This window comes from Serratia sp. 25CWL12 (genome assembly GCF_055790885.1).
Map to the genome: position 1 here is coordinate 301336 of NZ_CM147698.1, position 25055 is coordinate 326390.

Genomic DNA, 25055 nt, shown 5'->3' on the forward strand with positions numbered 1-25055 from the left:
GCCAACGCAATGAAAATGAATGTAACGGATACCGTAAAAATGGCGCGTGGGCACTGGTTGAGTATTCTCCCCGCATTGGGGATGAACGTGGTGAAAAACCGCCATCAGCCTTGCCCGGTGTGTGGCGGTACTGACCGTTTCCGCTTTGACGATAAAGAAGGACGAGGAACGTGGTTCTGTAATCAATGCGGTGCCGGTGATGGTTTAACACTGGTTGAGAAAGTCTTTGGCGTGAGTCCATCAGAGGCGGCCAGCAAGGTGAACGCGGTGACCGGCAGCCTGCCACCGATGGTGCCGGAAGTGATCGCGACCACGGAGGCCGAAACCGAGGCAAGCCAGAAGAACGCCGCCGAGCTGACCTCATCGCTGATGGAGAAAACCCGCAAGGGGACCGGTAATGCTTACCTGACCCGCAAGGGTTTTCCTGCTCATGCTGGCTTAATGTTAACAGCTATGCACAAAACCGGCGGCGTCACCTATCGTGCCGGTGATTTTGTGGTGCCGTTGTATGACAACAGCGGGGCACTGGTTAACCTCCAACTGATTAATTCAGACGGCCTAAAGCGCACGCTGAAAGGCGGCCAAGTGAAAGGGGCATGTCATACTATCGAAGGGCTGAAACAGGCAGGAAAACGCCTGTGGATAGCGGAGGGCTACGCGACTGCGCTCACCGTTCATCACCTGACCGGTGAAACGGTAGTGGTGGCACTGTCATCGGTGAACCTCCTTTCTCTGGCTGGCTTTGTTCGGCAAAAGTATTCGACCTGTCAGATTGTTTTCGCTGCTGACCGTGACCTTAATGGTGACGGCCAAAGCAAAGCTGTAGCAGCCGCAGAAACTTGCGAGGGCATTGTTGCCCTACCGCCGGTATTTGGTGACTGGAATGATGCTTTTATACAGCAGGGGGAGGAAGCCACCCGCAAGGCGATTTATGACGCCATCAAGCCACCGAGGGCCAGCCCCTTTGATACCATGAGCGAGGCAGAATTTAGCGCTCTGAGTATCAGTAAGAAAGCGATGCGATTGTATGAGCATTATGGTGAATCGTTGGCCGTGGATGCTAACGGTTTGCTGTTGTCACGCTATGAAGCCGGTATATGGAAGGTTATTTCTCCGTACATATTTGCTCGCGGTATAGCCGATCTTTTTCTACGCCTGGATGCGTCGTTCTCATCTACACAAATTGCCACGGTGGTGGACACATTAAAACTGATTATCCCGCAGCAGGCTGTTCCTGCACGGCATCTGATCGGTTTTCGCAATGGTGTGCTGGATACCGTCAGCGGTATCTTTAGCCCACATCATAAATCGCATTGGTTGCGCACCCTGTGTGATGTGGATTTTACCCCACCCGTGGAAGGGGAAACGCTGGAAACCCATGCGCCGAATTTTTGGCGCTGGCTGGACCGTGCGGCGGCTCGTCAGGCGGAAAAACGCGATGTGATACTCGCTGCGCTGTTTATGGTGTTGGCAAACCGCTATGACTGGCAGCTTTTCCTTGAGGTCACGGGGCCGGGAGGGAGTGGTAAAAGCATTCTGGCGGAAATCGCAACCCTGTTGGCCGGTGAAGATAACGCGACATCGGCTGATATTAATACACTGGAATCACCCCGTGAACGGGCCGCCCTGATTGGTTTCTCGCTTATTCGCCTACCTGACCAGGAAAAGTGGAGTGGTGATGGCGCCGGTTTAAAGGCCATTACTGGCGGTGATGCGGTTTCAGTTGATCCAAAATACAAAGATGCCTTTTCCACCCATATCCCAGCGGTCATATTGGCGGTGAACAATCACCCCATGCGCTTTACTGATCGCAGTGGGGGCGTATCCCGCCGTCGGGTTATCCTGCACTTTCCTGAACAGATAGCGCCAGCAGAACGGGATCCACAGCTTAAGGAAAAAATCGCTCAGGAACTGGCTGTTATCGTGCGCCAGCTTATGAAGAAATTCAGCGATCCGATGCGTGCTCGCGCATTGCTGCAATCCCAGCAAAATTCCGATGAGGCGCTCAGTATCAAACGTGATGCTGATCCGACCTTTGATTTTTGCGGCTACCTTGAAGCCCTGCCAGCGGCAGACGGAATGTATATGGGCAATGCCAACATTATCCCACGGCGGCCTCGCGTTTATTTGTATCACGCTTACTTGGTATACATGGAAGCGCATGGCTATAAAAACACGCTTAGCCTGACCATGTTCGGTAAGGGGTTGGCCGCCATGCTGAAAGAGTATGGGATTAACTACGAGAAACGACGGACGAATCAGGGCATGCAGACCAACCTCGCACTGAAAGAGGAAAGCAACGCTGACTGGTTGCCAAAATGTGAGAGCGAATCAAAGGAGGGAGGCGCATGATCGTTTTTACCGATCAATACGCCGTTATTGATCTGCCTAACCCATTGGACGCTGCCATGGTGGGGCATTTATAGTCCATTGTACAAACCGCATACACCAACACCAGGGAACTATTGCGGTGATCATTATGGCCTGCTTGCGGGCCTTATCCTCAATCTCCATCCCATTGACTGAAACGACAAAGCCAGCCTTGACTGGTTTTTTGTATTTTGCCCTGCACTTGCCGATCTTTTTTCCTGCCAATCATCTAAAATGAACAGTAGAGTGTTCACTGATCACAGGCTAATCACGGCTTAACCTAATGAATAAATTGAATAAAGTCATTGGGTGAACAGTATGAATGGTTTTTATATAAATCTTTTTATGCGTAAATGCTTATCTAACAAAGTCAGTTTTCTAAGCGTAGTCTACGGGCCATATAATTCTCACGATAAACTCATTATAATTAGTCATAACTATATAAAGTCGATTTTGGAATTTTTAAATGGATATTAATAATAGAGAGCTTGCTACAATAATATGGTTTTCGATAGTATTTACATTCTTAATGACGAAGAGAGATATAAGGCTAGTGTTTTTTCAGATGTTCCATACATTGATACAGAAGGAAATAATTATTGTCTTTAGCGCATCAATTATTTGGATAGTTATTTTTATATTGGTTTTTAGTAAAATAGGTCTATGGGGCTTAGATAATTTAAAAACAACTTTAGTTTGGGTTGTGACTTTTGCATTTGCAACTATTTTCGATCTAAATAAAATAAAAATATGCAATGATTATTTTAAAGACAAAGTAATGAGTACAGTAACAATAACCGCTGTTTTAATGTTCATATTGGAGTCGCAAAGCTTCTCTTTAATTATAGAGTTAATTCTAATCCCTATCATATTCATGATATGTTCCATGATGATAGTAGGGAAGCATAATAAGAATGCTAATATTACCATCACCTTTTTGACCTATACATTATCAATTATAGTTATAATTTATTTCACACACTCCTTATATATTTCATTGGAATCATTTTCAGAAACATTTACAAAGAAAAACCTAACTGAATTTCTTACCCCTATAATCCTCTCGTTAACATACCTGCCATTTCTTTATTTTTTATATATATACCAAAGATATGAAACGGAGTTTATTGGCCTTAATTTCATAATAAATGACGATAAGCTATTAAAAAAAGCAAAGCTAATATCATTTCTAAATTTCAGAAGTGATATAGAGGGGTTGCATCGTTGGGTTAGGGAAGCTAACGGCTTAAAGAATATTAAGGAAATAAGAGAAAAGATACGTGAAATTAAAAAAAGGAAATATATGGAGTTACATCTATCCCCACACTATAGTTATGACGGGTGGTCCCCCTATTTGTCACGACACTTTCTAAAAGAAATAAATTTATCCACAAATGATTATCATCCTACTAATGATGGGTGGTGGGCATTCAGTCCAACGTTAGACATTATTGATAATTCATATACTACAGATTATATTTTATACTATATATATGGTAATGAAACTGCAGTTAAAAAACTCAAGCTGCGAGCATATATATATAAAGCACCTATTTCAGAAAAATCAGCTAACTTTATTAATATTGCCATTTCAATGCTTACTAGCAAAGCTATTACAAATAGTAATCTAGAAATTCCAGATGTTAGAAAAATCATTGACAAGGTGGAAATAAAAGATGAAAAATACAGTATAACCTTAGAAAAAGAGGATTTCATTAATGAAATAGATGGTTGCACTTTCGATTTTTTAATCTCCTTAAAATGAAAATGTAATTATTTATGGTGATTAAGTTAGCAATGAAAAAACAGATTAAGGAGTGACTCTATCACGAGAATAAAATCTACATATTTAAATACTCGAATATGATTATTGCTAAATGTCTGTGTCAAATAGTCGGTAATTGAAGGAAGCTCAAGCAGGTTTAATCGATCTAATCAATCGTCAAATATCGCAAATTCTCACAACTGCACTGAGTAATGGTGATTATGGTATCCATCCTCAACATGAACGACGCCAGATGCAACAAATTATCCAAAAAATGCCAGATAAAAATTATGCCAGACGCCTTATCGCCATGTTGATGTTACACCGTGGCAACACGTTGACTTACGTAGCTAAGACCTTATGGCTGCCTGTTCCTCTGTCGGGCTGTGGGTGAATTTGTTCACATCATGCGGCTATGAAGGATTGGAAAGTATTTCACTTGGACGAGCTTAACCAGTACTTGCCAGTCATTTTTTCCTGCAAATCATCAAAAATGAACAGTGAAGTGTTCACTGTTCACAGTGTAATCACGGCTTAACTGGCTGAATATATTAGATATAATTCTTTAGTGAACAGTGTGACCTGTTTTTCATAAAAAAAGTTTTTATATGAGGGTGGTAATGTGCCGGTTAGGTTCCGAGACACGGAACCTAGCCGGAAAAGGTAATATTAAAAGTTTATTTTTTATAAACAATGAGTTGAATTCATTTTGAGTAGAGTAAGCTATGGGGGCATAAAAGGGGGCATATAAAAAATAATTTTTAAATATATCTTTAATTTCATTATCTTAAGGTTGGTTTTGAGTCCGGCCTTCGCACCATTAGTATGAAATCAAGCTACCTTCGGGTGGTTTTTTTATGCCTGAAATCTTCCATTAACATCCATATCTTATTGTTTAATAATAAATAAAATTCAATGCCATTCCTTCCTGATTTGTCTGTTTTATCCGCCATGGTCTTTCCCCGTCCATTGACAGCCAGATGATTTGGGGGGTCAAGATGAGGGGCAGCCCACTTCGATTAGGAGTTGACCCCAATTATGGCCCTGACAGACATTGTCGCTAAGACTGCCAAGCCTCGCGAGAAAGCCTACAAACTCGCGGATGCGCATGGCCTGTGATCCTAATGGTTCTAGAAATGCTAAGTGCTTAGGCCCCCCTTCACATTCCACCTCTTTTATCGCCAAACATTAGATAGTAACACTGGCCATGCGCTAGAGTGGGTGTCGTACGTTTGTTGTTAAAAATGTCGTATGTTTGCCATGATAAATAAATGGTCAAAGGAGGTAGCATGACGATAAAAGCTGTCTGGAGATGGCGGGTCAAGAACACATGACGATAAAAGCACGTATTCAGTCACGACTGAAACGCTCAAAGCGTTATGTTTCACTCGTGACGATTTCAAAGATCTTGCTGGTTACGATCAGGTTGGTAGAGCACTGCGCGAATTGGTGAAGGAAGGGCAACTGTTGAAAGTAGGCTATGGCGTCTACACCAAAGCGCGGCAAAATGCGATTACTGGCAAGTTAATGCCTGCCGCTCCAGGTGGTTCTGCCGCAGTGGTGATTGAGGCGTTGGAACGCCTGAAAGTGGATTATCGCCTGGTGGGGGCGACAAGCGCCTACAATAGCGGTAAATCTAATCAGATCCCCGCATCACTGGAAATCAAGACTTCACCACGTTTTAAGAGAACATTATCAGTAGGGAGCAGCAAATTAAATGGATGATTCAACAACATTACCCCCGGATATTGCTGACGCACTGCGAATTGAATCTGTTGCAATTGGCGAGTTTTCTCTGAGGTGAAAGCCAATCACAGTATCCTCGTTGGAGCCATGTGAATGGTTGTAGCTGGGTTGAGATAGCCTAGGTTATACATCTTAGAATATGTCGACAAAACGTGATTTTTTAAACATGATGTCGTGACATGTCTATGGCATCGACATATTATGGCTATATGTCGATTAAAACGGTTTTTATAAACATATGAACTGGGATCCAGAAACCCCATACAATGCCCTGCCGATATTGCCGCCTGACCTGGAGCGCATTGAAACGCGCAGTGTACTTAAAGCGTGCATACGTGCGCGCGCAGCAATCGCTGAGTTGAAAACTGCCGGTGAGCTGATCCCCGACCAAGGGTTGCTGATAAACATCCTTCCAATGCTGGAAGCGAAGGACTCATCGCGCATAGAGAACATCGTAACGACCAGCGATCAACTCTTTCAGTATGCTGACCGTGCAGATGGCGCAGATCCGGCGACTAAAGAAGCGCTACGCTATCGTACAGCGCTTTATGATGGCTATACCCACCTTGATGCCTATCCACTCTGTACAAACACAGCGGTAGCTATCTGCACCAAATTACGTGCAGTTCAAACTGATATCAGGAAAACGCCTGGCACGGTATTACGTGATCAGAATAATAACGTGGTGTATACGCCGCCGGCGGGTGAAGACTGCATTCGTAATTTACTGGCGAACTGGGAGCAGTTTATACATGGTGATGATGATTTAGATCCGTTGGTAAAAATGGCTATTGCGCACTACCAGTTTGAGTGCATCCACCCGTTCCATGATGGGAACGGGAGAACGGGCCGTATCCTGAATATTCTGTATCTGATCCAGAGCGAATTGCTTTCGTTACCTATCCTATATTTATCCCGCTTCATCTTGGAGAGACGCGATGATTACTACACGCTCCTGCGTAAGGTGACAGAGGAGGGTGATTGGGAATCGTGGATATTATTTATGCTGGAGGCTGTGGAGAGAACCTCCCGATGGACGACTGATAAAATAGCGGTTATTAGGGCATTGATGACAGAAACCACAGAGTATGTTCGCGAGAAGCTACCGAAAATCTACACTCATGAACTTGTGCAGGCGCTTTTCGCACAACCATATTGTCGGATCGATAACCTTGTCGCACGCGGTGTTGCCAAGCGCCAGACGGCATCAACGTATCTCAAGAATTTGGTCGAAATTGGAGTACTGGAGGAAATGAGTGTTGGCCGTGAAAAGCTGTATATCAACACTCGGCTGCTGCGTGAATTGAGTCAGTAACGTGAATTTTATCCTGTGAATTCCTGTAGTTTGTAAAACAGCCAGTATCCTTACTTCCATTTTCAGAAAGAGATCGTGATGTTAGGGCGCAAAGCGGAAGGATTTACCTCCTCGTTATGTCCCCAGAACAGCGTGCAGGAGGTAATTCTGCCATTTTTTACAGCCTATAGGCTGTTTTATTGTTTTACAGCTTGTAAGTTGTATTGTTCAAAAACAGCCTATAGTATGTATAAGCGTCTAAAACAATGGTAATTGCATTATGAATACTGTTTATCCGTTGAAAACCTTGAATCAGTTGCGTCCATTGCTGATTGGCTTTCGCAAGGCGAATGGGTTGACGCAAAAAGAAGTGTCTGAAAGGTTAGGTGTCACACAGCAAACCTATGCCCGTCTGGAAGCAAACCCTGGAAGCGCCAGTATTGAGCGTTTGTTTAAGGTGCTTACTTTACTGGGGGTTGAAGTGGTGCTCTCTTCTGAACCAAGAGGGCTGTTATCTGCGTCATCTTCAACAATGGAAGGGGCAGCAAAACCAATAGATTCTCCTGCCCGACGGGAAAAATGGTGATGATATGCGTCGTACACAACAGCGTTTAGCTTTATGGATGAATGGGATCCAGGTTGGATTCTGGGAAAAGGTCAAAGGCGAAGATCGTCTGCAATACCTCCCGGAATGGATTGCTGATGAACAGGGCAGACCTTTATCGCTCTCTTTGCTTTTCACTCCCGGCAATCAGCTTTGGCGCGGCAACGTGGTACGCGACTATTTTGATAATTTATTGCCTGACAGCGAAGGTATTCGCAGGCGTTTAGCCATGCGTTACCAGGCAGCAAGCCTTGATCCTTTTGATCTGTTGGCTGAGTTGGGAAGAGATTGTGTTGGTGCGATACAGTTATTGAATGTTGATGAAGAACCGACAGATTTATTCTCCATAAACTATCGTCCGCTTTCTGATGCAGAGATAGCCACAAGATTGCGTAATACTACGGCAGCTTTGTTACCTGGTCGGCAGGATGATACTGACGATTTGCGCTTATCAATTGCCGGAGCGCAAGAAAAAACGGCTTTACTGTGGCATGAAGAACAATGGTGTTTGCCAGAAGGTAGCACCCCAACGACGCATATTTTCAAGTTACCACTCGGGCTGGTTGGTAATATGAAAACGAATATGAGTACCTCGGTTGAAAATGAATGGCTATGTTCTTTGATCCTTGAGGAGTATGGGCTCCCTGTAGCAAAAACGCAGATCGCGCAGTTTGAAGAACAGAAAGCATTGGTTGTTGAGCGTTTTGACAGGAGATGGTCGGGGGATCGGCAATGGATTGTTCGCTTGCCACAAGAGGATATGTGTCAGGCTCTGGGGGTTTCTCCACTCCGAAAATACCAGTCTGATGGTGGGCCGGGTATTTCCGATATTATGGATATACTCAGTCATTCAGACCGGGCTGAACGGGACAAAGCGTTGTTCTTTATGGCGCAAATTATTTTCTGGCTGATAGCGGCCACGGATGGGCATGCCAAAAATTTCAGTATCGCTATTGAGCCACAAGGTCGTTATCACCTTACGCCTCTGTATGATGTTTTATCGGCATGGCCAGTCATTGGCTCTGATAATAACCAGATTTCTTGGCAGAAGTGCAAACTGGCAATGGCAGTCCGTGGTAGCAGTAATTATTACCAGTTGTATAGAATTCAACGGCGGCATTGGATCAAGCAGGGTGCATTAACCGGCTTGGGCAGATTACAGGTTGAATCCATGATGGATGAAATTATATCCAGAACACCTGAGGTTATTGAACGTGTATCTGCGTTGCTACCAGAGTCGTTTCCATTAGATCTTGCGGAATGTATTTTTGATGGTATGCGGCAACAATGTGGTCGGTTACAGGAATAGCATCGTAAATAAGAGAAACAATTCGTCCTCTAGGCAGGGCAGTCATCAAATGGTGAGTGAGCAAGGCAAACGATCATAAAGTTTCCCTCACTTAGCGTATATATACATCTGGGAAGTGGGGGAACATGCCAAATATCATGACCCAATAGCCAGATTCCTCCACTTGTCCCCCAGTTAATCCCCTACTTTGTTTCGGTGTGGTAACGGTGTGATGTGCTCACCGGAAGCACGATGCAGCGTTAACAGAAGGTTCCCCTCATCAAAGGTAATGCCGCTGATGCGCATTTTTTGTTGTGCGGTCAAGCAGAGAAGAAGAGTGGGTATCCGAGATAAATTTACTCATCGCTAGGCACCTCCGTTTCCAGTGATTGATTCAACTGGTTGAGCCGCTCCCACAGGATAAATGTCAGCAGTTCTTTAGCGAGGGGATTACTCAGTTCGATGATGGCATAAGCCAACGCCCGGCACTGATCGGCGAGTTCTTTTAGCGTAAGTGGTGTGGGGTCATACATGATGCACCCCCGCAGAAGAACTGAAGAATTGCAGGTATAAAAAAGGAAGGGTAGTAGCCATAGGGCCGCCTCCAGACTGTAGCTTCGTAGATAGCTACCAGCAGAGACGCCAACCTCTTGGGTGGTAGCCCGTGCAGGGTTGGCGTTACCGGACAGTCTGGCTACCGGCCTCCCTTTCGGGAGCCCCGCACGAGCCACCATTGAAGGCATGACTCAATGCTTGCCTGAACAACAATACGCATGACGCGTATATTCAGGCCCCAGACTTTTGTTCGGAACGCCAATTCCGGCTGCGGATTTTGCCGCAGCATCAGCATTATATCGTAAATGGCCCGCCAGAAAAAAATAAGAATGTATCATTTGCGCGTCTCCTCGCGTTTGTTGATACGTTCAGCGATCCATTCATTTATTTCGTTTTACACCCATGCCACAGCGCGGGAGCCAATTTTGACCGCAGGAGGTTGCAAGTTCGGTGGATTCTTACGTGTCATCCCTCAACTCTGTAGCTCGTCACCTTGAGATAGAGATTAGCTCCCAAACGCTCAGAAATGTAGAAGATGTCGAGTGCATCAAAACTCGGCTGAAAGGAATTGTTGCACCAAAAACCATCAGTAATTATTGTTCAGCCATGTATCAATACGTAGCCATGGTACGAGAGTGTTAGTGTCTTTAGATATATCACAACCCGCCATACCTCAAACGCGCAAGAGCATTGTGGATGACAGAACCACCAGCGGCAGGCTAAATCCGTTGCCGTAACTGACTATCAATGACTGGAGCAGTTAGGCCTTATCAAGGCCAACCGTGGCCGATGATCTCACCTGGCAAGCATTGTGCGCAGCCAGCCAAGACCGCCCGGATCTGGGGGGACTGGGTGCGGGAGAACGGCGAGTTGGTAATTGCTGGCGACTGGCTGACCGAGAGCGGCATTACCAACGCTGAACAACTGGAGGTTACCGCTGCACCGGGGGTGATCCGGGTGCAGCGGCGGGAAGAGGGCGGATTTAGGGCTTAAATGTTGTAACCCCGGCTAAGGCCGGGGTTACTGCCTTAACTTTGCGGTTGGTAACGTTCATCTTGCTGAATAAGGGGCTCTATTTCGTCTTCCCATATGTGTTTTTGGTATAACTGCCCTTCACTTGTTTCCTTTCGAGCAGCTAAGTATTCCCTAATAACCTTAATAGCTGTATTAAATTCAGATTTACTCAACTCATTGAAATTTATCTGATCAAGAACCTGAACTTCCATGATTTTTTCATGTATTACAGGATAATTATCCTGTAATACTTCATCAAGTAACGCTTCCAATACATCGGATGCTTGACGATTTAGCACTACGCTTAAATTTCGCTCACCATAGTTATTATTTAAAGCTCTATAACCAATACCAAAATAAGCTCCCATGTCTCACCTCATAATAATGATTTTATCTTGTTGCGATTTAGGCAATGTCTTTACTTCGCTTTCGCTCTTTCTACCTGACAGTCACCACCTTTGCCAGTACAGGCTGCGTAAACAGCCAGATCACTTTCCAGATCCTTACGATTTAACGCCTCCTTATCTTTCTGCTCTTCTGGCATCAGGTTCTGTTTGTTGTTGAGATACGTCTGGCGGCTCTTTTCCGTGCTGCTCAGATCGGTAAGTGTCAAGGTAGTTGTCGTCCTAAGTTAACGTTGTCCGGCAAGCCACTGGCTGCACTGGGTTTTACCACCGGCACCCCGTTGCAACTGACGTTAAGGAACCGCACATTGTGGGTCACTACCGTCACCGATGAGGCCACTTGGCAACAACTCTGTGAGGCCAGCCAACAGCGGCAAGATTTGGGGGCGGATTGGGTGCGGGATAACGGTGAACTGGTGATTGCTGGCGACTGGCTAACCGAGTCCGGCATAACCAACGCTGAACAACTGGTCCTCACCGCCGCACCGGGGATTATTCGGGTGCAGCGGCAGGAAGAGGGAGGGTTTGAGGCTTAAAAGTAAGAACCCCAGCCGATGGCTGGGGTTGCTTTTTATTGGTAGTCTTCATATTCCCAAGCAAAGACACGGGAGAGCTTTTGGGCGATATCCATCCAGTCATTGCCTTCACACTGGTCAATATAATCTGTGATGGTTTTGGTAATCTCATCAAGATCATACTTGCGAACCAACAGAGTATGACGCATTAACTCAGGTGACCAATGGTGTTTACACAGCCATTCGGGGGTACAGATAAATACATCAAAATTATCTCCCCCAACTGAGTCAACAGTACCTATCGTTAATGTTAACGTGATTGCTGTTTCATCTTTTTCAGGTAAATACATATTGAAATCATGATGAGTACAATCAATATTTTTTAGTATTGCCTTCATTTTTAATCCGTAATATTTAGATGTCCATTGCCTACTTTGACGGCTTTCCCTGATGAGCTAATTTCGTAGGTTTCAAAATTCGCTTGTGTTCCTGTTGTGGCGAAAGAGCTATCTTTAGGCGATGGTGGCCGATAACCGCGTGTACCATCAGCACTAATCCATCCATTACCACTGGTTTTTTTCGCGCCATCACCTAACCAGATCATTCCTAATCTATCAGCTTCTTCTCGTGAGCCAGTACCCATTCCGAAATTCAGATTTCCAGTGCCATCTCCTTTCATTGCAATTTCTAACCGAGAGTCTTGTTTAGCAATGTTATTAAGATTTTGTTGCCGTAGGTCGTCTTTCAGCTTCGGATATGTTGCTGCATTACTTGCTGATACCTCATCACTGGCCTTGTTGATAAATTTTGACGCTTCAGCAAGGTCACCTTTCTTCAGTGCTGCTTCTGCTGCCTTGATTGCTTTACCTGCTGCATCACCCGCACCAGGGATAATCCCTATCGCTGCAACCAGATAATCCAGCGCACTCTGCGCTTCCACAAAACTCTTGATATCACCAACAATCGGCACAAAATCCGCACCCGTTGACAGGATATCTTTGAGCTCTTCTCTGCGTTGCTCATACATCTTCACCGAACAGGCTTCTGCGCTCATTCCGGCACAGTTTTCCTGTCTGTACCGTTCATTTTGTTCTTCAACGCGCTCTTTAGCCTGTTGTTCTGGTGTCTTCCCAGCGGCCAGCGCATTATGAACATCACTCAGCGCGTTATTCTCCACAACAACTTGCTCCGCCGTGAAGTTGGCTGTCGAACTCACTTTTTCCCTGTGCCATCAGCCAGTTACAACCGTTTTTTGCCAGTGCATTTTGCTACAGACAACTTTTTGCCCAGACGCGCGTTTTCAGCCTGTTACGCCATTTTCCCCAACATTGTTAAAGAGCGATTGCCGCCACATCATAGCAGCCCGTTTCCGGTTTTCCATTAGTGGGCGGTTTTTATCAGAACGGTGAGGCGCCAGGCTGCCGGGGGTTTTGGCAGCCTAGCGCTGAGGCGTTGGCCCGGTGTGGGCGGGCCTAGCCCACGGTGTGGCTTCTTCGGGTGGGCGCGGAAGCTGGCGAGACGGGAAGGAGTGACCCGCTTCTTTATCGCGGGGCACGACCCGGCGCAGCCAGACGCAGCCGGGCGGGCATTAACTTTTTAAGCGGAGGCCGCCAGGCCGACAACCCTTGATGCTGTTGACCTTGGTTGAGGTTGCCATTGTTACCAACAGCGGCGGGAGCTTGCGAGCGGCGCGCCTCTCGGGCTGGTGTTGTGGCGTGCTGAACCTGATAGCGGCAGGAGCGCAGCGACTGGCGCGCCACTCCGCACTTGCCAACACGGAGCGCCAACCCACAACCGACACCGGACTACCTGACTGCGGGGGCGCAAGACATAACGCGGATTATGCGAACTGGGCCACACGCTACCGCCTGACAAGCCCTTGACCGTGACTGGCCAGTAAGTGCGCATAATCCCCCGCGTTATGTTTAATAGCCGAAGGCCAGCAACCCAGCACACAGAGAGTGCCGCCGCCAAGCGCTGGCCGGAGGCTTTTTACCCCCGCACACACCGAACTGGCATGAAGGCAGGAGGTGCGCCACGTTGATGCTGATGGGGAAGGGGAACCTGATTGCGCGCCTGCTGCCGTGGGCTTGCTAACCCTGCTGCCTCACAGAGAGTGAGCTAGCGTGATATTTCTTCCGGCGGTTCCGTCGTTGTAGCGTCCGGTTGTTGGCGTGGCGGGTGTGCAGATCTGCACACTTGCAGTGGCTATTGGTCCGATGGTTCCGTTGCTGCGTCCGGCTCCGGGCTTTCCGGCGGTGTTTCGCTGTCCGGCTGCTCTGCGGGGTGGGTTGACGCATGAACCGCCTGTAATGCCCGGATGCTCACTTGTGTATAGATTTGCGTAGACTCGAGACTGGCATGGCCGAGCATGGCTTGTATCCAACGGATATCGGCGCCGTTCTCCAGCATTTGCGTTGCCATGGCATGGCGGAACAGGTGACAACTGCCCCAGCGGCTGACACCGGAGGCCACGATATAGCTTTTGGTGACAGCCGTAACGCCATTGGGTGTTAACCCTGCCAAGCCATCCAGTGCCACGAACAGCGCCTCAACCTCGGGATTAACCACCAGTTGCGGCCGCACTTGTTGTTGATAGTGCTGTACCCATTTCAACGCCCGGTCACCGATGGGGATAACCCGGTCTCTTTTCCCTTTACCCTGGCGGATAGTCACTATTTTACGACTGGTATCAACCGCGTACTGGTCAAGCCCGGCCACTTCCATGCGTCGCATCCCGGTTGACCACAACAGCTCTAACAACGCCCGGTCACGCAACCCCTGCAAGGTGCTGATATCCGGCAGCGCCAACACCTGCTCCACTTCTTCCACACTCAGGATATGGCGCGGTAAGCGTTTTTCCTGCTTCGGCAGTACCAACCCCGAAGCCGGGTCCGCCAGTAACAGGTGGCTGCGGGTCATCCAGCCGAACCACACCACCAACGGCCCCAACTGGCTGCGTTGTGTCCGGGTGCTGAGTGGCTCGCCATTGGGTTTACGGTAGGTGAACAGATAGCGTTGGTAACGCTCCAGTATCGGCAGGGTAATATCCTGGGCATAGTGCAACCCACGCTCATGGGCCCACAGGATGAAGCGGTATTGGTGGTGCGTCTGGGTTTTCAGGGTGGTTGCCGACCAGTTGCGTTCACGCCGCCACGCCACGAAGCGCAACAGTAGCGCATACAGTCCCTTAGGGTCATGGGCCGGGCCAACGGGTTTTCTGTAGACATCATCAACGGTCAGCAGCGCATCGGCGCGGGGTCTGCGGTAGGCCATCAGTCACCCCCGGCAGTGACAACAACAGGTGATTTTTTTATTCCCTTTATTACTGCGTTTGCTGCAACGCCGACCGCTTCCACTGCCAAGCCTTGTACTGCCTGGCTTGGAGCGGCTTTTTCACTTGCCGACTGAGTGCCGACCACGCCCCGACCTGATACCGACTGTTTATCATCAGAAGCCGACCGATTATCTTCAGACCCCGACCGGGACGCTTCGCCCGACTCCAACAACCCGCACAGGTGCGCTTCACCGTTATCGTCACCGTCCCACAGCAAGCCATATTCATAGGTTAAGCCACGGCGGAACATCACCAGGTATTCCATTTCCAGCAACCGCGCCAGATGCACTTTAAGCTGGGTATCTCCCCATTTCAGCGCGTTACGCACATCACGCCGGGTAAAGCGCACCTCATCCAGTTTACTGCCTTGCGCCTGCGCTTGCGGGGTTAACCAGTCACGCAGTAGCACCAACAACTTGCGCGTCTGCGGCGGCATTTCATCCAGTGTGCGGCCCAGCACTTCATGCGCCAGTTGGTTGGCAAGCTCGATATCTGACCGCGCCACCTCGATATATTCCAGCCATTCGCCGCGATGCTGCACTCGCTTCACTTCCCGTTGGTACTGGTGCAACAAGGCGATTGACTGTATCAGCGTCAGGTATTTCATATGGTCGCGGCGGGTGCGGGTCTTGTCTGACAGGAACGTCAGTTGCTCCGCATAGGGGTTGACCACTTTGAGTGGCCGCAACAGCCGTTGCGCGTTCTGGTGTAACCGGGTCAGATAGCCTTTTTCATTCGCCGCCAGTAACCCGGCCAGCGTTTGGCCGTGCCGCTGCAAGGCATGTATGGCTTGGGTTTGCTCTCGCGATTCGTTCACCGTCAGCACCAGACAGCGGTTTAACAGCTCTTCGTCAACGTCGATGGCGGTGGTGGTCAACATCAGCATCACCGGGCCTTGTACCTTGTATTCTCGCGTCACCAGTTCGCCGCTTTGCTCGTTCTTGCCCGTCGAGGCGATTTTCAGTTCCCCATCGGACTGCAACAGCTTCAAGGCATAGGCTGCTTGCCTGACGCCTTCTTCTTCCGCTATTGCCAGTATCTTGTGTGAGAGCGAGGTTTCCCCCAGATAGTAAAGGCTTTGCCCGGTCATGGCGCTGTACTGGATACGCTCTTCTTCCGGTATCAACCCCAGCACCGCTTCCATCAACGAGGATTTCCCCGCTGCCGAGCTGCTTTGTATCAACACCGCCAACGGCCTGTCCAGCTTGCGCGAGGTCGCCGCCAGATACCCAGTGAGCAGGTTGGCCGATTCGCCCACCACGCCACAGGTCGCCAGGTCATTCACCACCCGCGCAGCCAGTTGCGGCTCTTTAAGCAACTCAAGGGCTGCCGCTTCCTCATCACCACTGAGCGCCACTGTTGCCACAGGCTGGGCCTGTTCTGCTGCCAGCCGGGCTTCATCCTGCTTCTGCTCCAGCAACAACAGTAACCGCCCACATTCGCGCTTGATCACCGCCACATCACAACCCAACTCGGCCACCGCCACGCTGATATAACTCTGGCGCTGTTTGGCGTGGTACATGTCCAACTGGTCAACGTGGAACGCGCCGCTTACCTCATCCCGCACCTGTACATTGACTTTCATCACCTCAGAGACAGTATTTTTCTGCCAACCACGCACCCGCCACACCCGAGGGCCGCAGTGCATCAGCAGCTCACCGGAAGCGGTGACTTCACTTGGCACCGCCTCCATTTGTGGCACCGCTGAGGCGGCTAATAAGGGAGAGTTTTCAGCGCTGGCGGTGTCGTTCTCCGGTGCGGCACCGAGCCGCTGGGCGGATTCCAGCGCCAAGCCCAACGCCTTTTCTGGATTGCCGCTTTTGAGTGCATAGTCGTTGGCATCCATCCCTTGCGGGAAGCGCACCCGCCATGCTTCTATGCCTGCCGTTTGCAACTGTTCAGCAACCGCTTCCGCACCCCGATCCCCGGCCTCATCACGGTCATACGCGATCAACACCCGTTTCACACCGTGATACTGCAACGCCGCCAGATGCTCCGCCGTAAAGCCGTTGACGCCGTAGGCGGCGATCACATTACGGAACCCGGCACACCAGAAGGTCATGGCATCGATCAGCGCTTCACACAAGATAACTTCTGATGAGGCTTGCAACGCGGGTTCATTCCACACACCAACCAGCGGCGAAGATAAGTACAGGTGTTTAGGATTACCCTTGATGATTTTGTAATCCGGTTGGATACGCCGCCCATACAGTTGCAGCACCCGGCCACGGTGAGCCACGTTGGCCGACTCGGCCCAACCGATCACCGGCATCACCACGCAGCCCCGGAAGTGGTCTTGCCGGGTCGTTTCCCGCAACACACCCGCTTCGGCTAACCGTTCCCGCAGCCGCTTACCTTCCTTGCTGGCTGAAGTGGGCAACAACCCGGCACTGCCGCCGATCCCATGCAGCCCGGCGAACCCCAGCCGGAAGTGGCTCACCAGTTCAGGGTGGTTTAACCCTCGGCTGACCAGCCACTGTTGCGCTTCCGGTGAGGCCAGGAGTTGTTGGTGATAGAAGTCGATCACCTGATTGAGCAGGGCTTGGCCGTCTTCATCCAGATCGGCCAGTTTGGGATGCACTGCAGGCGGCGAAGAAGAAGGGGTGATGGTTTCAGCAGCAACAGACGACGAACCCGCCAGTTCCCGAAGCCTGACCAGCGTTTGTGCATAAGTGAGCCGTTCAGTGTGTTGCAACCAGTCGATCACCGAACCTGCAGCGCCACAACCAAAGCAGTGATAGAGATTCTTTTCAGGCGAGATCACACAAGACGGGGTTTTCTCCCGGTGGAACGGGCATAGCGTGACATAGTCCTTGCCCTGGCGTTTCAGCTCAAGCCCTTGGCTTTGTGCCACTTTCAGCAAGGACACTTCCTGTTTTAACTGCGCCAGCTCTGCCGGGGTCATTCTGCCCATTCCTGCTGCTCCTGTAAAAACCTGTCAATAACCGTTTAATGTTTTTATTAAATACCTTATAGTGTGTATGTGTCAAACATTATTAGAGAGGCAAGTTACAGTATGACTACGTCAACTTTGTGGTTTTTACCGATGAACTTTCCTGCTCGTTTGATACAACTGCGCAAGGCTGCTGACCTGACTCAACAGGCATTAGCGGATAGAGCATTGATTCATGTTAACCAGATACGTCGTTATGAAGCGGGGTCTGCACAACCCACCTTAGACGCCCTGATTAGGTTGGCTAAGGTGCTGCATGTCTCGCTGGATGGATTGGTATTTGATGAGCATGAGCGCGGCCCATCCGATGATTTGGCCTTGCAGTTTGAGGCGGTAAGCGGGATGCCGGAAGAAGAACGCCGGATTATAAAAGCGCTGCTGGATGGAATGATTTTAAAGTACCAGGCTAAACAGATTACTGAGCGCGGCTAAAGCAGGGGGCAACCTGCCTTAACCGCTAACCACATGCAACTAACAAGGAGTTGATTATGGCTGAGCAACATCATAAGTCAGAACCCGCCACACCCCAAGCCCGTAAGAGTGTTGTCGGCTATCGCCCCAACGGTGGCAGGCCGAACCCGTTACCGCAACTGACCATCAAGGGCCGTTGGCTCGAAGCGCTTGGATTCACCACCGGCCAGCGGATCGAGGTGATCACCGAGCCGGGCCAGTTGATCATCCGGCTGGCGACTGAAGGATAACTGACTGACCTATAAAGTAAAATCCCGGCACCAAGGCCGGGATTTTTTATTGGTCGTCGTATTTAAAATCAATATTAATCTTTAAGGTCTCTACATTTACCGTTACTTCGCAACCATGCCAGAACGGCTTCTCTTGAGACTTAAAATTATCTACAAAGTAATTTCTTAACTCTACAAGTAGATCCAGTAGTCTTTCACTTGCATCAGCGGTTTCAGTTATCCAACGCTGCTCACCATTGTTATCTATATAGTCATAAGTAAATTCACCGCAATCACTCTCTGGCTCCAACGTTGCACACAGAATAACTTTTGCCGCATTATCAGGGGCTATTGATAGCAATATTGAACCAATATCATTATAGATTTCTTGATCAGTTCTCATTATTTCCCCCCTGGAGAATTATTGAATACTTTTTCAATTGGGCGACCACCATCCACTGAATATACAACCTTAAATTTATCCGGCCTGACGTTGTTACCTGTATAAGATGGTTGAATATTAACCTTAACATCTTGACCTTCGCTTAATGCCTTCGCCCAAGTGTTTTCCATCTGTTTCCAAGCACCTTTGTTCAGGTTTCCATCCATCGGTAACAGGTTCAATTTTTCACCAGGACCATTAAAGATACTGGCGATTAAATGTCCCCCCTCATCACCTGGATTGCCACACTTACCCGCCTTACATTGCTGATAACCATTCCGGTCTTTCGCACTAGCGCTAAGGGTTGCTTCAACCTGAGTTGGTCTGGCCAGGTTGTCAGTATGATAAGTCTTATCACCATCGACCTTATAAACCGTATTCGGTTCCGGCTTGTTCATCGCTTTGTTCCAGGCACCTTTCTTACCCGAGTCTACAACAACAACGTTCTTACCTGCTGTTGCAGAACCGCCTTTGCCCATACCTCCCGTAATTGCACCAAGCGCCGCACCTGCCAGTATTTCTGCCTGCTGCTTATCAATACCGTAAATACTCTGGAGTCGTTGGGCAAACTCGGTGCTCGATACTACACCTTCAGCTTCCATCTGTTGCGCCAGCAATGAAGACATATCATTCTTCATTTTCGACGGCACATCATCACCCAACACACGGTCTATCGCTTCGCGTACCAGCATACCATTTGCTGGAATATCACCGTACTTCTCTTTACAGGCTGCTGGATTGGTTGAACATAGCGCAATCATTTCTTGCTGTTGCTTCAAGCTCAGATCTTCCATTTCCTTCACGATCTGGTCGCAGTCACCTCGCGTATCACAACCTTTCGCTCTTGCCGCAAAATCATCTATCTGCTCAGCACTCAGGAAGTTATTCTCCACAACAACTTGCTCCGCCGTGAAGTTGGCTGTCGAACTCACTTTTTCCCTGTGCCATCAGCCAGTTACAACCGTTTTTTGCCAGTGCATTTTGCTACAGACAACTTTTTGCCCAGACGCGCGTTTTCAGCCTGTTACGCCATTTTCCCCAACATTGTTAAAGAGCGATTGCCGCCACATCATAGCAGCCCGTTTCCGGTTTTCCATTAGTGGGCGGTTTTTATCAGAACGGTGAGGCGCCAGGCTGCCGGGGGTTTTGGCAGCCTAGCGCTGAGGCGTTGGCCCGGTGTGGGCGGGCCTAGCCCACGGTGTGGCTTCTTCGGGTGGGCGCGGAAGCTGGCGAGACGGGAAGGAGTGACCCGCTTCTTTATCGCGGGGCACGACCCGGCGCAGCCAGACGCAGCCGGGCGGGCATTAACTTTTTAAGCGGAGGCCGCCAGGCCGACAACCCTTGATGCTGTTGACCTTGGTTGAGGTTGCCATTGTTACCAACAGCGGCGGGAGCTTGCGAGCGGCGCGCCTCTCGGGCTGGTGTTGTGGCGTGCTGAACCTGATAGCGGCAGGAGCGCAGCGACTGGCGCGCCACTCCGCACTTGCCAACACGGAGCGCCAACCCACAACCGACACCGGACTACCTGACTGCGGGGGCGCAAGACATAACGCGGATTATGCGAACTGGGCCACACGCTACCGCCTGACAAGCCCTTGACCGTGACTGGCCAGTAAGTGCGCATAATCCCCCGCGTTATGTTTAATAGCCGAAGGCCAGCAACCCAGCACACAGAGAGTGCCGCCGCCAAGCGCTGGCCGGAGGCTTTTTACCCCCGCACACACCGAACTGGCATGAAGGCAGGAGGTGCGCCACGTTGATGCTGATGGGGAAGGGGAACCTGATTGCGCGCCTGCTGCCGTGGGCTTGCTAACCCTGCTGCCTCACAGAGAGTGAGCTAGCGTGATATTTCTTCCGGCGGTTCCGTCGTTGTAGCGTCCGGTTGTTGGCGTGGCGGGTGTGCAGATCTGCACACTTGCAGTGGCTATTGGTCCGATGGTTCCGTTGCTGCGTCCGGCTCCGGGCTTTCCGGCGGTGTTTCGCTGTCCGGCTGCTCTGCGGGGTGGGTTGACGCATGAACCGCCTGTAATGCCCGGATGCTCACTTGTGTATAGATTTGCGTAGACTCGAGACTGGCATGGCCGAGCATGGCTTGTATCCAACGGATATCGGCGCCGTTCTCCAGCATTTGCGTTGCCATGGCATGGCGGAACAGGTGACAACTGCCCCAGCGGCTGACACCGGAGGCCACGATATAGCTTTTGGTGACAGCCGTAACGCCATTGGGTGTTAACCCTGCCAAGCCATCCAGTGCCACGAACAGCGCCTCAACCTCGGGATTAACCACCAGTTGCGGCCGCACTTGTTGTTGATAGTGCTGTACCCATTTCAACGCCCGGTCACCGATGGGGATAACCCGGTCTCTTTTCCCTTTACCCTGGCGGATAGTCACTATTTTACGACTGGTATCAACCGCGTACTGGTCAAGCCCGGCCACTTCCATGCGTCGCATCCCGGTTGACCACAACAGCTCTAACAACGCCCGGTCACGCAACCCCTGCAAGGTGCTGATATCCGGCAGCGCCAACACCTGCTCCACTTCTTCCACACTCAGGATATGGCGCGGTAAGCGTTTTTCCTGCTTCGGCAGTACCAACCCCGAAGCCGGGTCCGCCAGTAACAGGTGGCTGCGGGTCATCCAGCCGAACCACACCACCAACGGCCCCAACTGGCTGCGTTGTGTCCGGGTGCTGAGTGGCTCGCCATTGGGTTTACGGTAGGTGAACAGATAGCGTTGGTAACGCTCCAGTATCGGCAGGGTAATATCCTGGGCATAGTGCAACCCACGCTCATGGGCCCACAGGATGAAGCGGTATTGGTGGTGCGTCTGGGTTTTCAGGGTGGTTGCCGACCAGTTGCGTTCACGCCGCCACGCCACGAAGCGCAACAGTAGCGCATACAGTCCCTTAGGGTCATGGGCCGGGCCAACGGGTTTTCTGTAGACATCATCAACGGTCAGCAGCGCATCGGCGCGGGGTCTGCGGTAGGCCATCAGTCACCCCCGGCAGTGACAACAACAGGTGATTTTTTTATTCCCTTTATTACTGCGTTTGCTGCAACGCCGACCGCTTCCACTGCCAAGCCTTGTACTGCCTGGCTTGGAGCGGCTTTTTCACTTGCCGACTGAGTGCCGACCACGCCCCGACCTGATACCGACTGTTTATCATCAGAAGCCGACCGATTATCTTCAGACCCCGACCGGGACGCTTCGCCCGACTCCAACAACCCGCACAGGTGCGCTTCACCGTTATCGTCACCGTCCCACAGCAAGCCATATTCATAGGTTAAGCCACGGCGGAACATCACCAGGTATTCCATTTCCAGCAACCGCGCCAGATGCACTTTAAGCTGGGTATCTCCCCATTTCAGCGCGTTACGCACATCACGCCGGGTAAAGCGCACCTCATCCAGTTTACTGCCTTGCGCCTGCGCTTGCGGGGTTAACCAGTCACGCAGTAGCACCAACAACTTGCGCGTCTGCGGCGGCATTTCATCCAGTGTGCGGCCCAGCACTTCATGCGCCAGTTGGTTGGCAAGCTCGATATCTGACCGCGCCACCTCGATATATTCCAGCCATTCGCCGCGATGCTGCACTCGCTTCACTTCCCGTTGGTACTGGTGCAACAAGGCGATTGACTGTATCAGCGTCAGGTATTTCATATGGTCGCGGCGGGTGCGGGTCTTGTCTGACAGGAACGTCAGTTGCTCCGCATAGGGGTTGACCACTTTGAGTGGCCGCAACAGCCGTTGCGCGTTCTGGTGTAACCGGGTCAGATAGCCTTTTTCATTCGCCGCCAGTAACCCGGCCAGCGTTTGGCCGTGCCGCTGCAAGGCATGTATGGCTTGGGTTTGCTCTCGCGATTCGTTCACCGTCAGCACCAGACAGCGGTTTAACAGCTCTTCGTCAACGTCGATGGCGGTGGTGGTCAACATCAGCATCACCGGGCCTTGTACCTTGTATTCTCGCGTCACCAGTTCGCCGCTTTGCTCGTTCTTGCCCGTCGAGGCGATTTTCAGTTCCCCATCGGACTGCAACAGCTTCAAGGCATAGGCTGCTTGCCTGACGCCTTCTTCTTCCGCTATTGCCAGTATCTTGTGTGAGAGCGAGGTTTCCCCCAGATAGTAAAGGCTTTGCCCGGTCATGGCGCTGTACTGGATACGCTCTTCTTCCGGTATCAACCCCAGCACCGCTTCCATCAACGAGGATTTCCCCGCTGCCGAGCTGCTTTGTATCAACACCGCCAACGGCCTGTCCAGCTTGCGCGAGGTCGCCGCCAGATACCCAGTGAGCAGGTTGGCCGATTCGCCCACCACGCCACAGGTCGCCAGGTCATTCACCACCCGCGCAGCCAGTTGCGGCTCTTTAAGCAACTCAAGGGCTGCCGCTTCCTCATCACCACTGAGCGCCACTGTTGCCACAGGCTGGGCCTGTTCTGCTGCCAGCCGGGCTTCATCCTGCTTCTGCTCCAGCAACAACAGTAACCGCCCACATTCGCGCTTGATCACCGCCACATCACAACCCAACTCGGCCACCGCCACGCTGATATAACTCTGGCGCTGTTTGGCGTGGTACATGTCCAACTGGTCAACGTGGAACGCGCCGCTTACCTCATCCCGCACCTGTACATTGACTTTCATCACCTCAGAGACAGTATTTTTCTGCCAACCACGCACCCGCCACACCCGAGGGCCGCAGTGCATCAGCAGCTCACCGGAAGCGGTGACTTCACTTGGCACCGCCTCCATTTGTGGCACCGCTGAGGCGGCTAATAAGGGAGAGTTTTCAGCGCTGGCGGTGTCGTTCTCCGGTGCGGCACCGAGCCGCTGGGCGGATTCCAGCGCCAAGCCCAACGCCTTTTCTGGATTGCCGCTTTTGAGTGCATAGTCGTTGGCATCCATCCCTTGCGGGAAGCGCACCCGCCATGCTTCTATGCCTGCCGTTTGCAACTGTTCAGCAACCGCTTCCGCACCCCGATCCCCGGCCTCATCACGGTCATACGCGATCAACACCCGTTTCACACCGTGATACTGCAACGCCGCCAGATGCTCCGCCGTAAAGCCGTTGACGCCGTAGGCGGCGATCACATTACGGAACCCGGCACACCAGAAGGTCATGGCATCGATCAGCGCTTCACACAAGATAACTTCTGATGAGGCTTGCAACGCGGGTTCATTCCACACACCAACCAGCGGCGAAGATAAGTACAGGTGTTTAGGATTACCCTTGATGATTTTGTAATCCGGTTGGATACGCCGCCCATACAGTTGCAGCACCCGGCCACGGTGAGCCACGTTGGCCGACTCGGCCCAACCGATCACCGGCATCACCACGCAGCCCCGGAAGTGGTCTTGCCGGGTCGTTTCCCGCAACACACCCGCTTCGGCTAACCGTTCCCGCAGCCGCTTACCTTCCTTGCTGGCTGAAGTGGGCAACAACCCGGCACTGCCGCCGATCCCATGCAGCCCGGCGAACCCCAGCCGGAAGTGGCTCACCAGTTCAGGGTGGTTTAACCCTCGGCTGACCAGCCACTGTTGCGCTTCCGGTGAGGCCAGGAGTTGTTGGTGATAGAAGTCGATCACCTGATTGAGCAGGGCTTGGCCGTCTTCATCCAGATCGGCCAGTTTGGGATGCACTGCAGGCGGCGAAGAAGAAGGGGTGATGGTTTCAGCAGCAACAGACGACGAACCCGCCAGTTCCCGAAGCCTGACCAGCGTTTGTGCATAAGTGAGCCGTTCAGTGTGTTGCAACCAGTCGATCACCGAACCTGCAGCGCCACAACCAAAGCAGTGATAGAGATTCTTTTCAGGCGAGATCACACAAGACGGGGTTTTCTCCCGGTGGAACGGGCATAGCGTGACATAGTCCTTGCCCTGGCGTTTCAGCTCAAGCCCTTGGCTTTGTGCCACTTTCAGCAAGGACACTTCCTGTTTTAACTGCGCCAGCTCTGCCGGGGTCATTCTGCCCATTCCTGCTGCTCCTGTAAAAACCTGTCAATAACCGTTTAATGTTTTTATTAAATACCTTATAGTGTGTATGTGTCAAACATTATTAGAGAGGCAAGTTACAGTATGACTACGTCAACTTTGT

General features: G+C 50.6%; 20 protein-coding genes and 6 pseudogenes. 12 read left to right on the plus strand and 14 right to left on the minus strand.

The window, feature by feature from the left end:
* Positions 1-9: 9 nt before the first annotated feature.
* From ACX9GV_RS01405 to ACX9GV_RS01440, 8 genes and pseudogenes are all read left to right on the plus strand, one after another.
* Positions 10-2352, plus strand: coding sequence for a primase-helicase zinc-binding domain-containing protein (locus tag ACX9GV_RS01405; protein WP_473196791.1), 2343 nt, complete (start codon positions 10-12; stop codon positions 2350-2352).
* Positions 2353-2836: 484 nt separating this feature from the next.
* On the plus strand, positions 2837-4135 hold the full coding sequence (locus ACX9GV_RS01410) for a hypothetical protein (protein ID WP_473196792.1): 1299 nt from the start codon (positions 2837-2839) through the stop codon (positions 4133-4135).
* 253 nt (positions 4136-4388) lie between these two features.
* Positions 4389-4585 (plus strand): annotated as a pseudogene (locus ACX9GV_RS01415) (IS630 family transposase); the annotation flags it as partial.
* Positions 4586-5173: 588 nt separating this feature from the next.
* Positions 5174-5251, plus strand: a pseudogene (locus tag ACX9GV_RS01420) (Arm DNA-binding domain-containing protein); the annotation flags it as partial.
* 214 nt (positions 5252-5465) lie between these two features.
* Positions 5466-5860: pseudogene (locus tag ACX9GV_RS01425) on the plus strand (DUF6088 family protein).
* Positions 5861-6119: 259 nt separating this feature from the next.
* Entirely contained in the window at positions 6120-7196 is a 1077-nt protein-coding gene (gene fic, locus ACX9GV_RS01430; protein WP_473196793.1) for a protein adenylyltransferase Fic, read from the plus strand.
* A 259-nt stretch (positions 7197-7455) separates the two neighbouring features.
* Positions 7456-7761 (plus strand): helix-turn-helix transcriptional regulator, encoded by a 306-nt coding sequence (locus ACX9GV_RS01435; protein ID WP_473196794.1) that lies wholly within the window; start codon positions 7456-7458, stop codon positions 7759-7761.
* Positions 7762-7765: 4 nt separating this feature from the next.
* Entirely contained in the window at positions 7766-9088 is a 1323-nt protein-coding gene (locus ACX9GV_RS01440; RefSeq protein ID WP_473196795.1) for a type II toxin-antitoxin system HipA family toxin, read from the plus strand.
* A 335-nt stretch (positions 9089-9423) separates the two neighbouring features.
* On the opposite strand, the gene ACX9GV_RS01445 is transcribed toward ACX9GV_RS01440, so the two are convergent.
* On the minus strand, positions 9424-9600 hold the full coding sequence (locus tag ACX9GV_RS01445) for a hypothetical protein (RefSeq protein ID WP_473197948.1): 177 nt from the start codon (positions 9598-9600) through the stop codon (positions 9424-9426).
* A 66-nt stretch (positions 9601-9666) separates the two neighbouring features.
* Positions 9667-9810, minus strand: a pseudogene (locus tag ACX9GV_RS01450) (ash family protein); the annotation flags it as partial.
* A gap of 594 nt (positions 9811-10404) precedes the next feature.
* On the opposite strand from ACX9GV_RS01450, the pseudogene ACX9GV_RS01455 reads away from it, so the two are divergent.
* Positions 10405-10615, plus strand: a pseudogene (locus ACX9GV_RS01455) (hypothetical protein); the annotation flags it as partial.
* A gap of 35 nt (positions 10616-10650) precedes the next feature.
* On the opposite strand, the gene ACX9GV_RS01460 reads toward ACX9GV_RS01455, so the two are convergent.
* Together ACX9GV_RS01460 and ACX9GV_RS01465 are read right to left on the minus strand one after the other, a co-directional pair.
* The gene (locus ACX9GV_RS01460) at positions 10651-11004 is read right to left on the minus strand and encodes a hypothetical protein (protein ID WP_473196796.1); all 354 of its coding nucleotides are present in this window, start codon (positions 11002-11004) and stop codon (positions 10651-10653) included.
* A gap of 50 nt (positions 11005-11054) precedes the next feature.
* Positions 11055-11249 (minus strand): DUF6862 domain-containing protein, encoded by a 195-nt coding sequence (locus tag ACX9GV_RS01465; RefSeq protein ID WP_473196797.1) that lies wholly within the window; start codon positions 11247-11249, stop codon positions 11055-11057.
* 24 nt (positions 11250-11273) lie between these two features.
* Between ACX9GV_RS01465 and ACX9GV_RS01470 the strand changes: the two genes are divergently transcribed.
* Positions 11274-11576 carry a hypothetical protein gene (locus tag ACX9GV_RS01470; protein ID WP_473196798.1) on the plus strand — a complete coding sequence of 101 codons (303 nt, stop codon included), beginning with the start codon at positions 11274-11276 and terminating at the stop codon, positions 11574-11576.
* Between the two features lie 35 nt (positions 11577-11611).
* Here ACX9GV_RS01470 and ACX9GV_RS01475 read toward each other — a convergent pair whose 3' ends face one another.
* The 5 genes from ACX9GV_RS01475 to ACX9GV_RS01495 form a co-directional block, all read right to left on the minus strand.
* Complete coding sequence (locus ACX9GV_RS01475) at positions 11612-11953, minus strand: immunity 8 family protein (protein ID WP_473196799.1); 342 nt, start codon at positions 11951-11953, stop codon at positions 11612-11614.
* Between the two features lie 2 nt (positions 11954-11955).
* The gene (locus ACX9GV_RS01480; protein WP_473196800.1) at positions 11956-12771 is read right to left on the minus strand and encodes a hypothetical protein; all 816 of its coding nucleotides are present in this window, start codon (positions 12769-12771) and stop codon (positions 11956-11958) included.
* Positions 12772-13096: 325 nt separating this feature from the next.
* Positions 13097-13342 carry a hypothetical protein gene (locus ACX9GV_RS01485; protein WP_473196801.1) on the minus strand — a complete coding sequence of 82 codons (246 nt, stop codon included), beginning with the start codon at positions 13340-13342 and terminating at the stop codon, positions 13097-13099.
* A gap of 421 nt (positions 13343-13763) precedes the next feature.
* Entirely contained in the window at positions 13764-14831 is a 1068-nt protein-coding gene (gene xerC / locus ACX9GV_RS01490; RefSeq protein ID WP_473196802.1) for a site-specific tyrosine recombinase XerC, read from the minus strand.
* Positions 14831-17806, minus strand: a complete 2976-nt coding sequence (locus ACX9GV_RS01495; protein ID WP_473196803.1) for a CHC2 zinc finger domain-containing protein — start codon at positions 17804-17806, stop codon at positions 14831-14833. The genes xerC (ACX9GV_RS01490) and ACX9GV_RS01495 overlap by 1 nt, the downstream gene beginning before the upstream one ends.
* A 132-nt stretch (positions 17807-17938) precedes the next feature.
* Between ACX9GV_RS01495 and ACX9GV_RS01500 the strand changes: the two genes are divergently transcribed.
* Positions 17939-18277: a helix-turn-helix domain-containing protein gene (locus ACX9GV_RS01500; RefSeq protein WP_473197949.1), complete on the plus strand. Its 339-nt coding sequence runs from the start codon at positions 17939-17941 to the stop codon at positions 18275-18277.
* A 56-nt stretch (positions 18278-18333) separates the two neighbouring features.
* Positions 18334-18546 carry a SymE family type I addiction module toxin gene (locus tag ACX9GV_RS01505; RefSeq protein WP_473196804.1) on the plus strand — a complete coding sequence of 71 codons (213 nt, stop codon included), beginning with the start codon at positions 18334-18336 and terminating at the stop codon, positions 18544-18546.
* 46 nt (positions 18547-18592) lie between these two features.
* Here the strand turns inward: ACX9GV_RS01505 and ACX9GV_RS01510 are convergent, their stop codons facing one another.
* The 5 genes and pseudogenes from ACX9GV_RS01510 to ACX9GV_RS01530 form a co-directional block, all read right to left on the minus strand.
* Positions 18593-18928, minus strand: coding sequence for an immunity protein YezG family protein (locus ACX9GV_RS01510; RefSeq protein ID WP_473196805.1), 336 nt, complete (start codon positions 18926-18928; stop codon positions 18593-18595).
* Positions 18928-19860 (minus strand): annotated as a pseudogene (locus ACX9GV_RS01515) (DNA/RNA non-specific endonuclease); the annotation flags it as partial. The gene ACX9GV_RS01510 and the pseudogene ACX9GV_RS01515, both read right to left, overlap by 1 nt.
* A gap of 364 nt (positions 19861-20224) precedes the next feature.
* Complete coding sequence (locus tag ACX9GV_RS01520; protein WP_473196801.1) at positions 20225-20470, minus strand: hypothetical protein; 246 nt, start codon at positions 20468-20470, stop codon at positions 20225-20227.
* Positions 20471-20891: 421 nt separating this feature from the next.
* The gene (gene xerC / locus ACX9GV_RS01525; protein ID WP_473196802.1) at positions 20892-21959 is read right to left on the minus strand and encodes a site-specific tyrosine recombinase XerC; all 1068 of its coding nucleotides are present in this window, start codon (positions 21957-21959) and stop codon (positions 20892-20894) included.
* Positions 21959-24934, minus strand: coding sequence for a CHC2 zinc finger domain-containing protein (locus ACX9GV_RS01530; RefSeq protein WP_473196803.1), 2976 nt, complete (start codon positions 24932-24934; stop codon positions 21959-21961). The genes xerC (ACX9GV_RS01525) and ACX9GV_RS01530 overlap by 1 nt, the downstream gene beginning before the upstream one ends.
* Between the last annotated feature and the right edge of the window lie 121 nt (positions 24935-25055).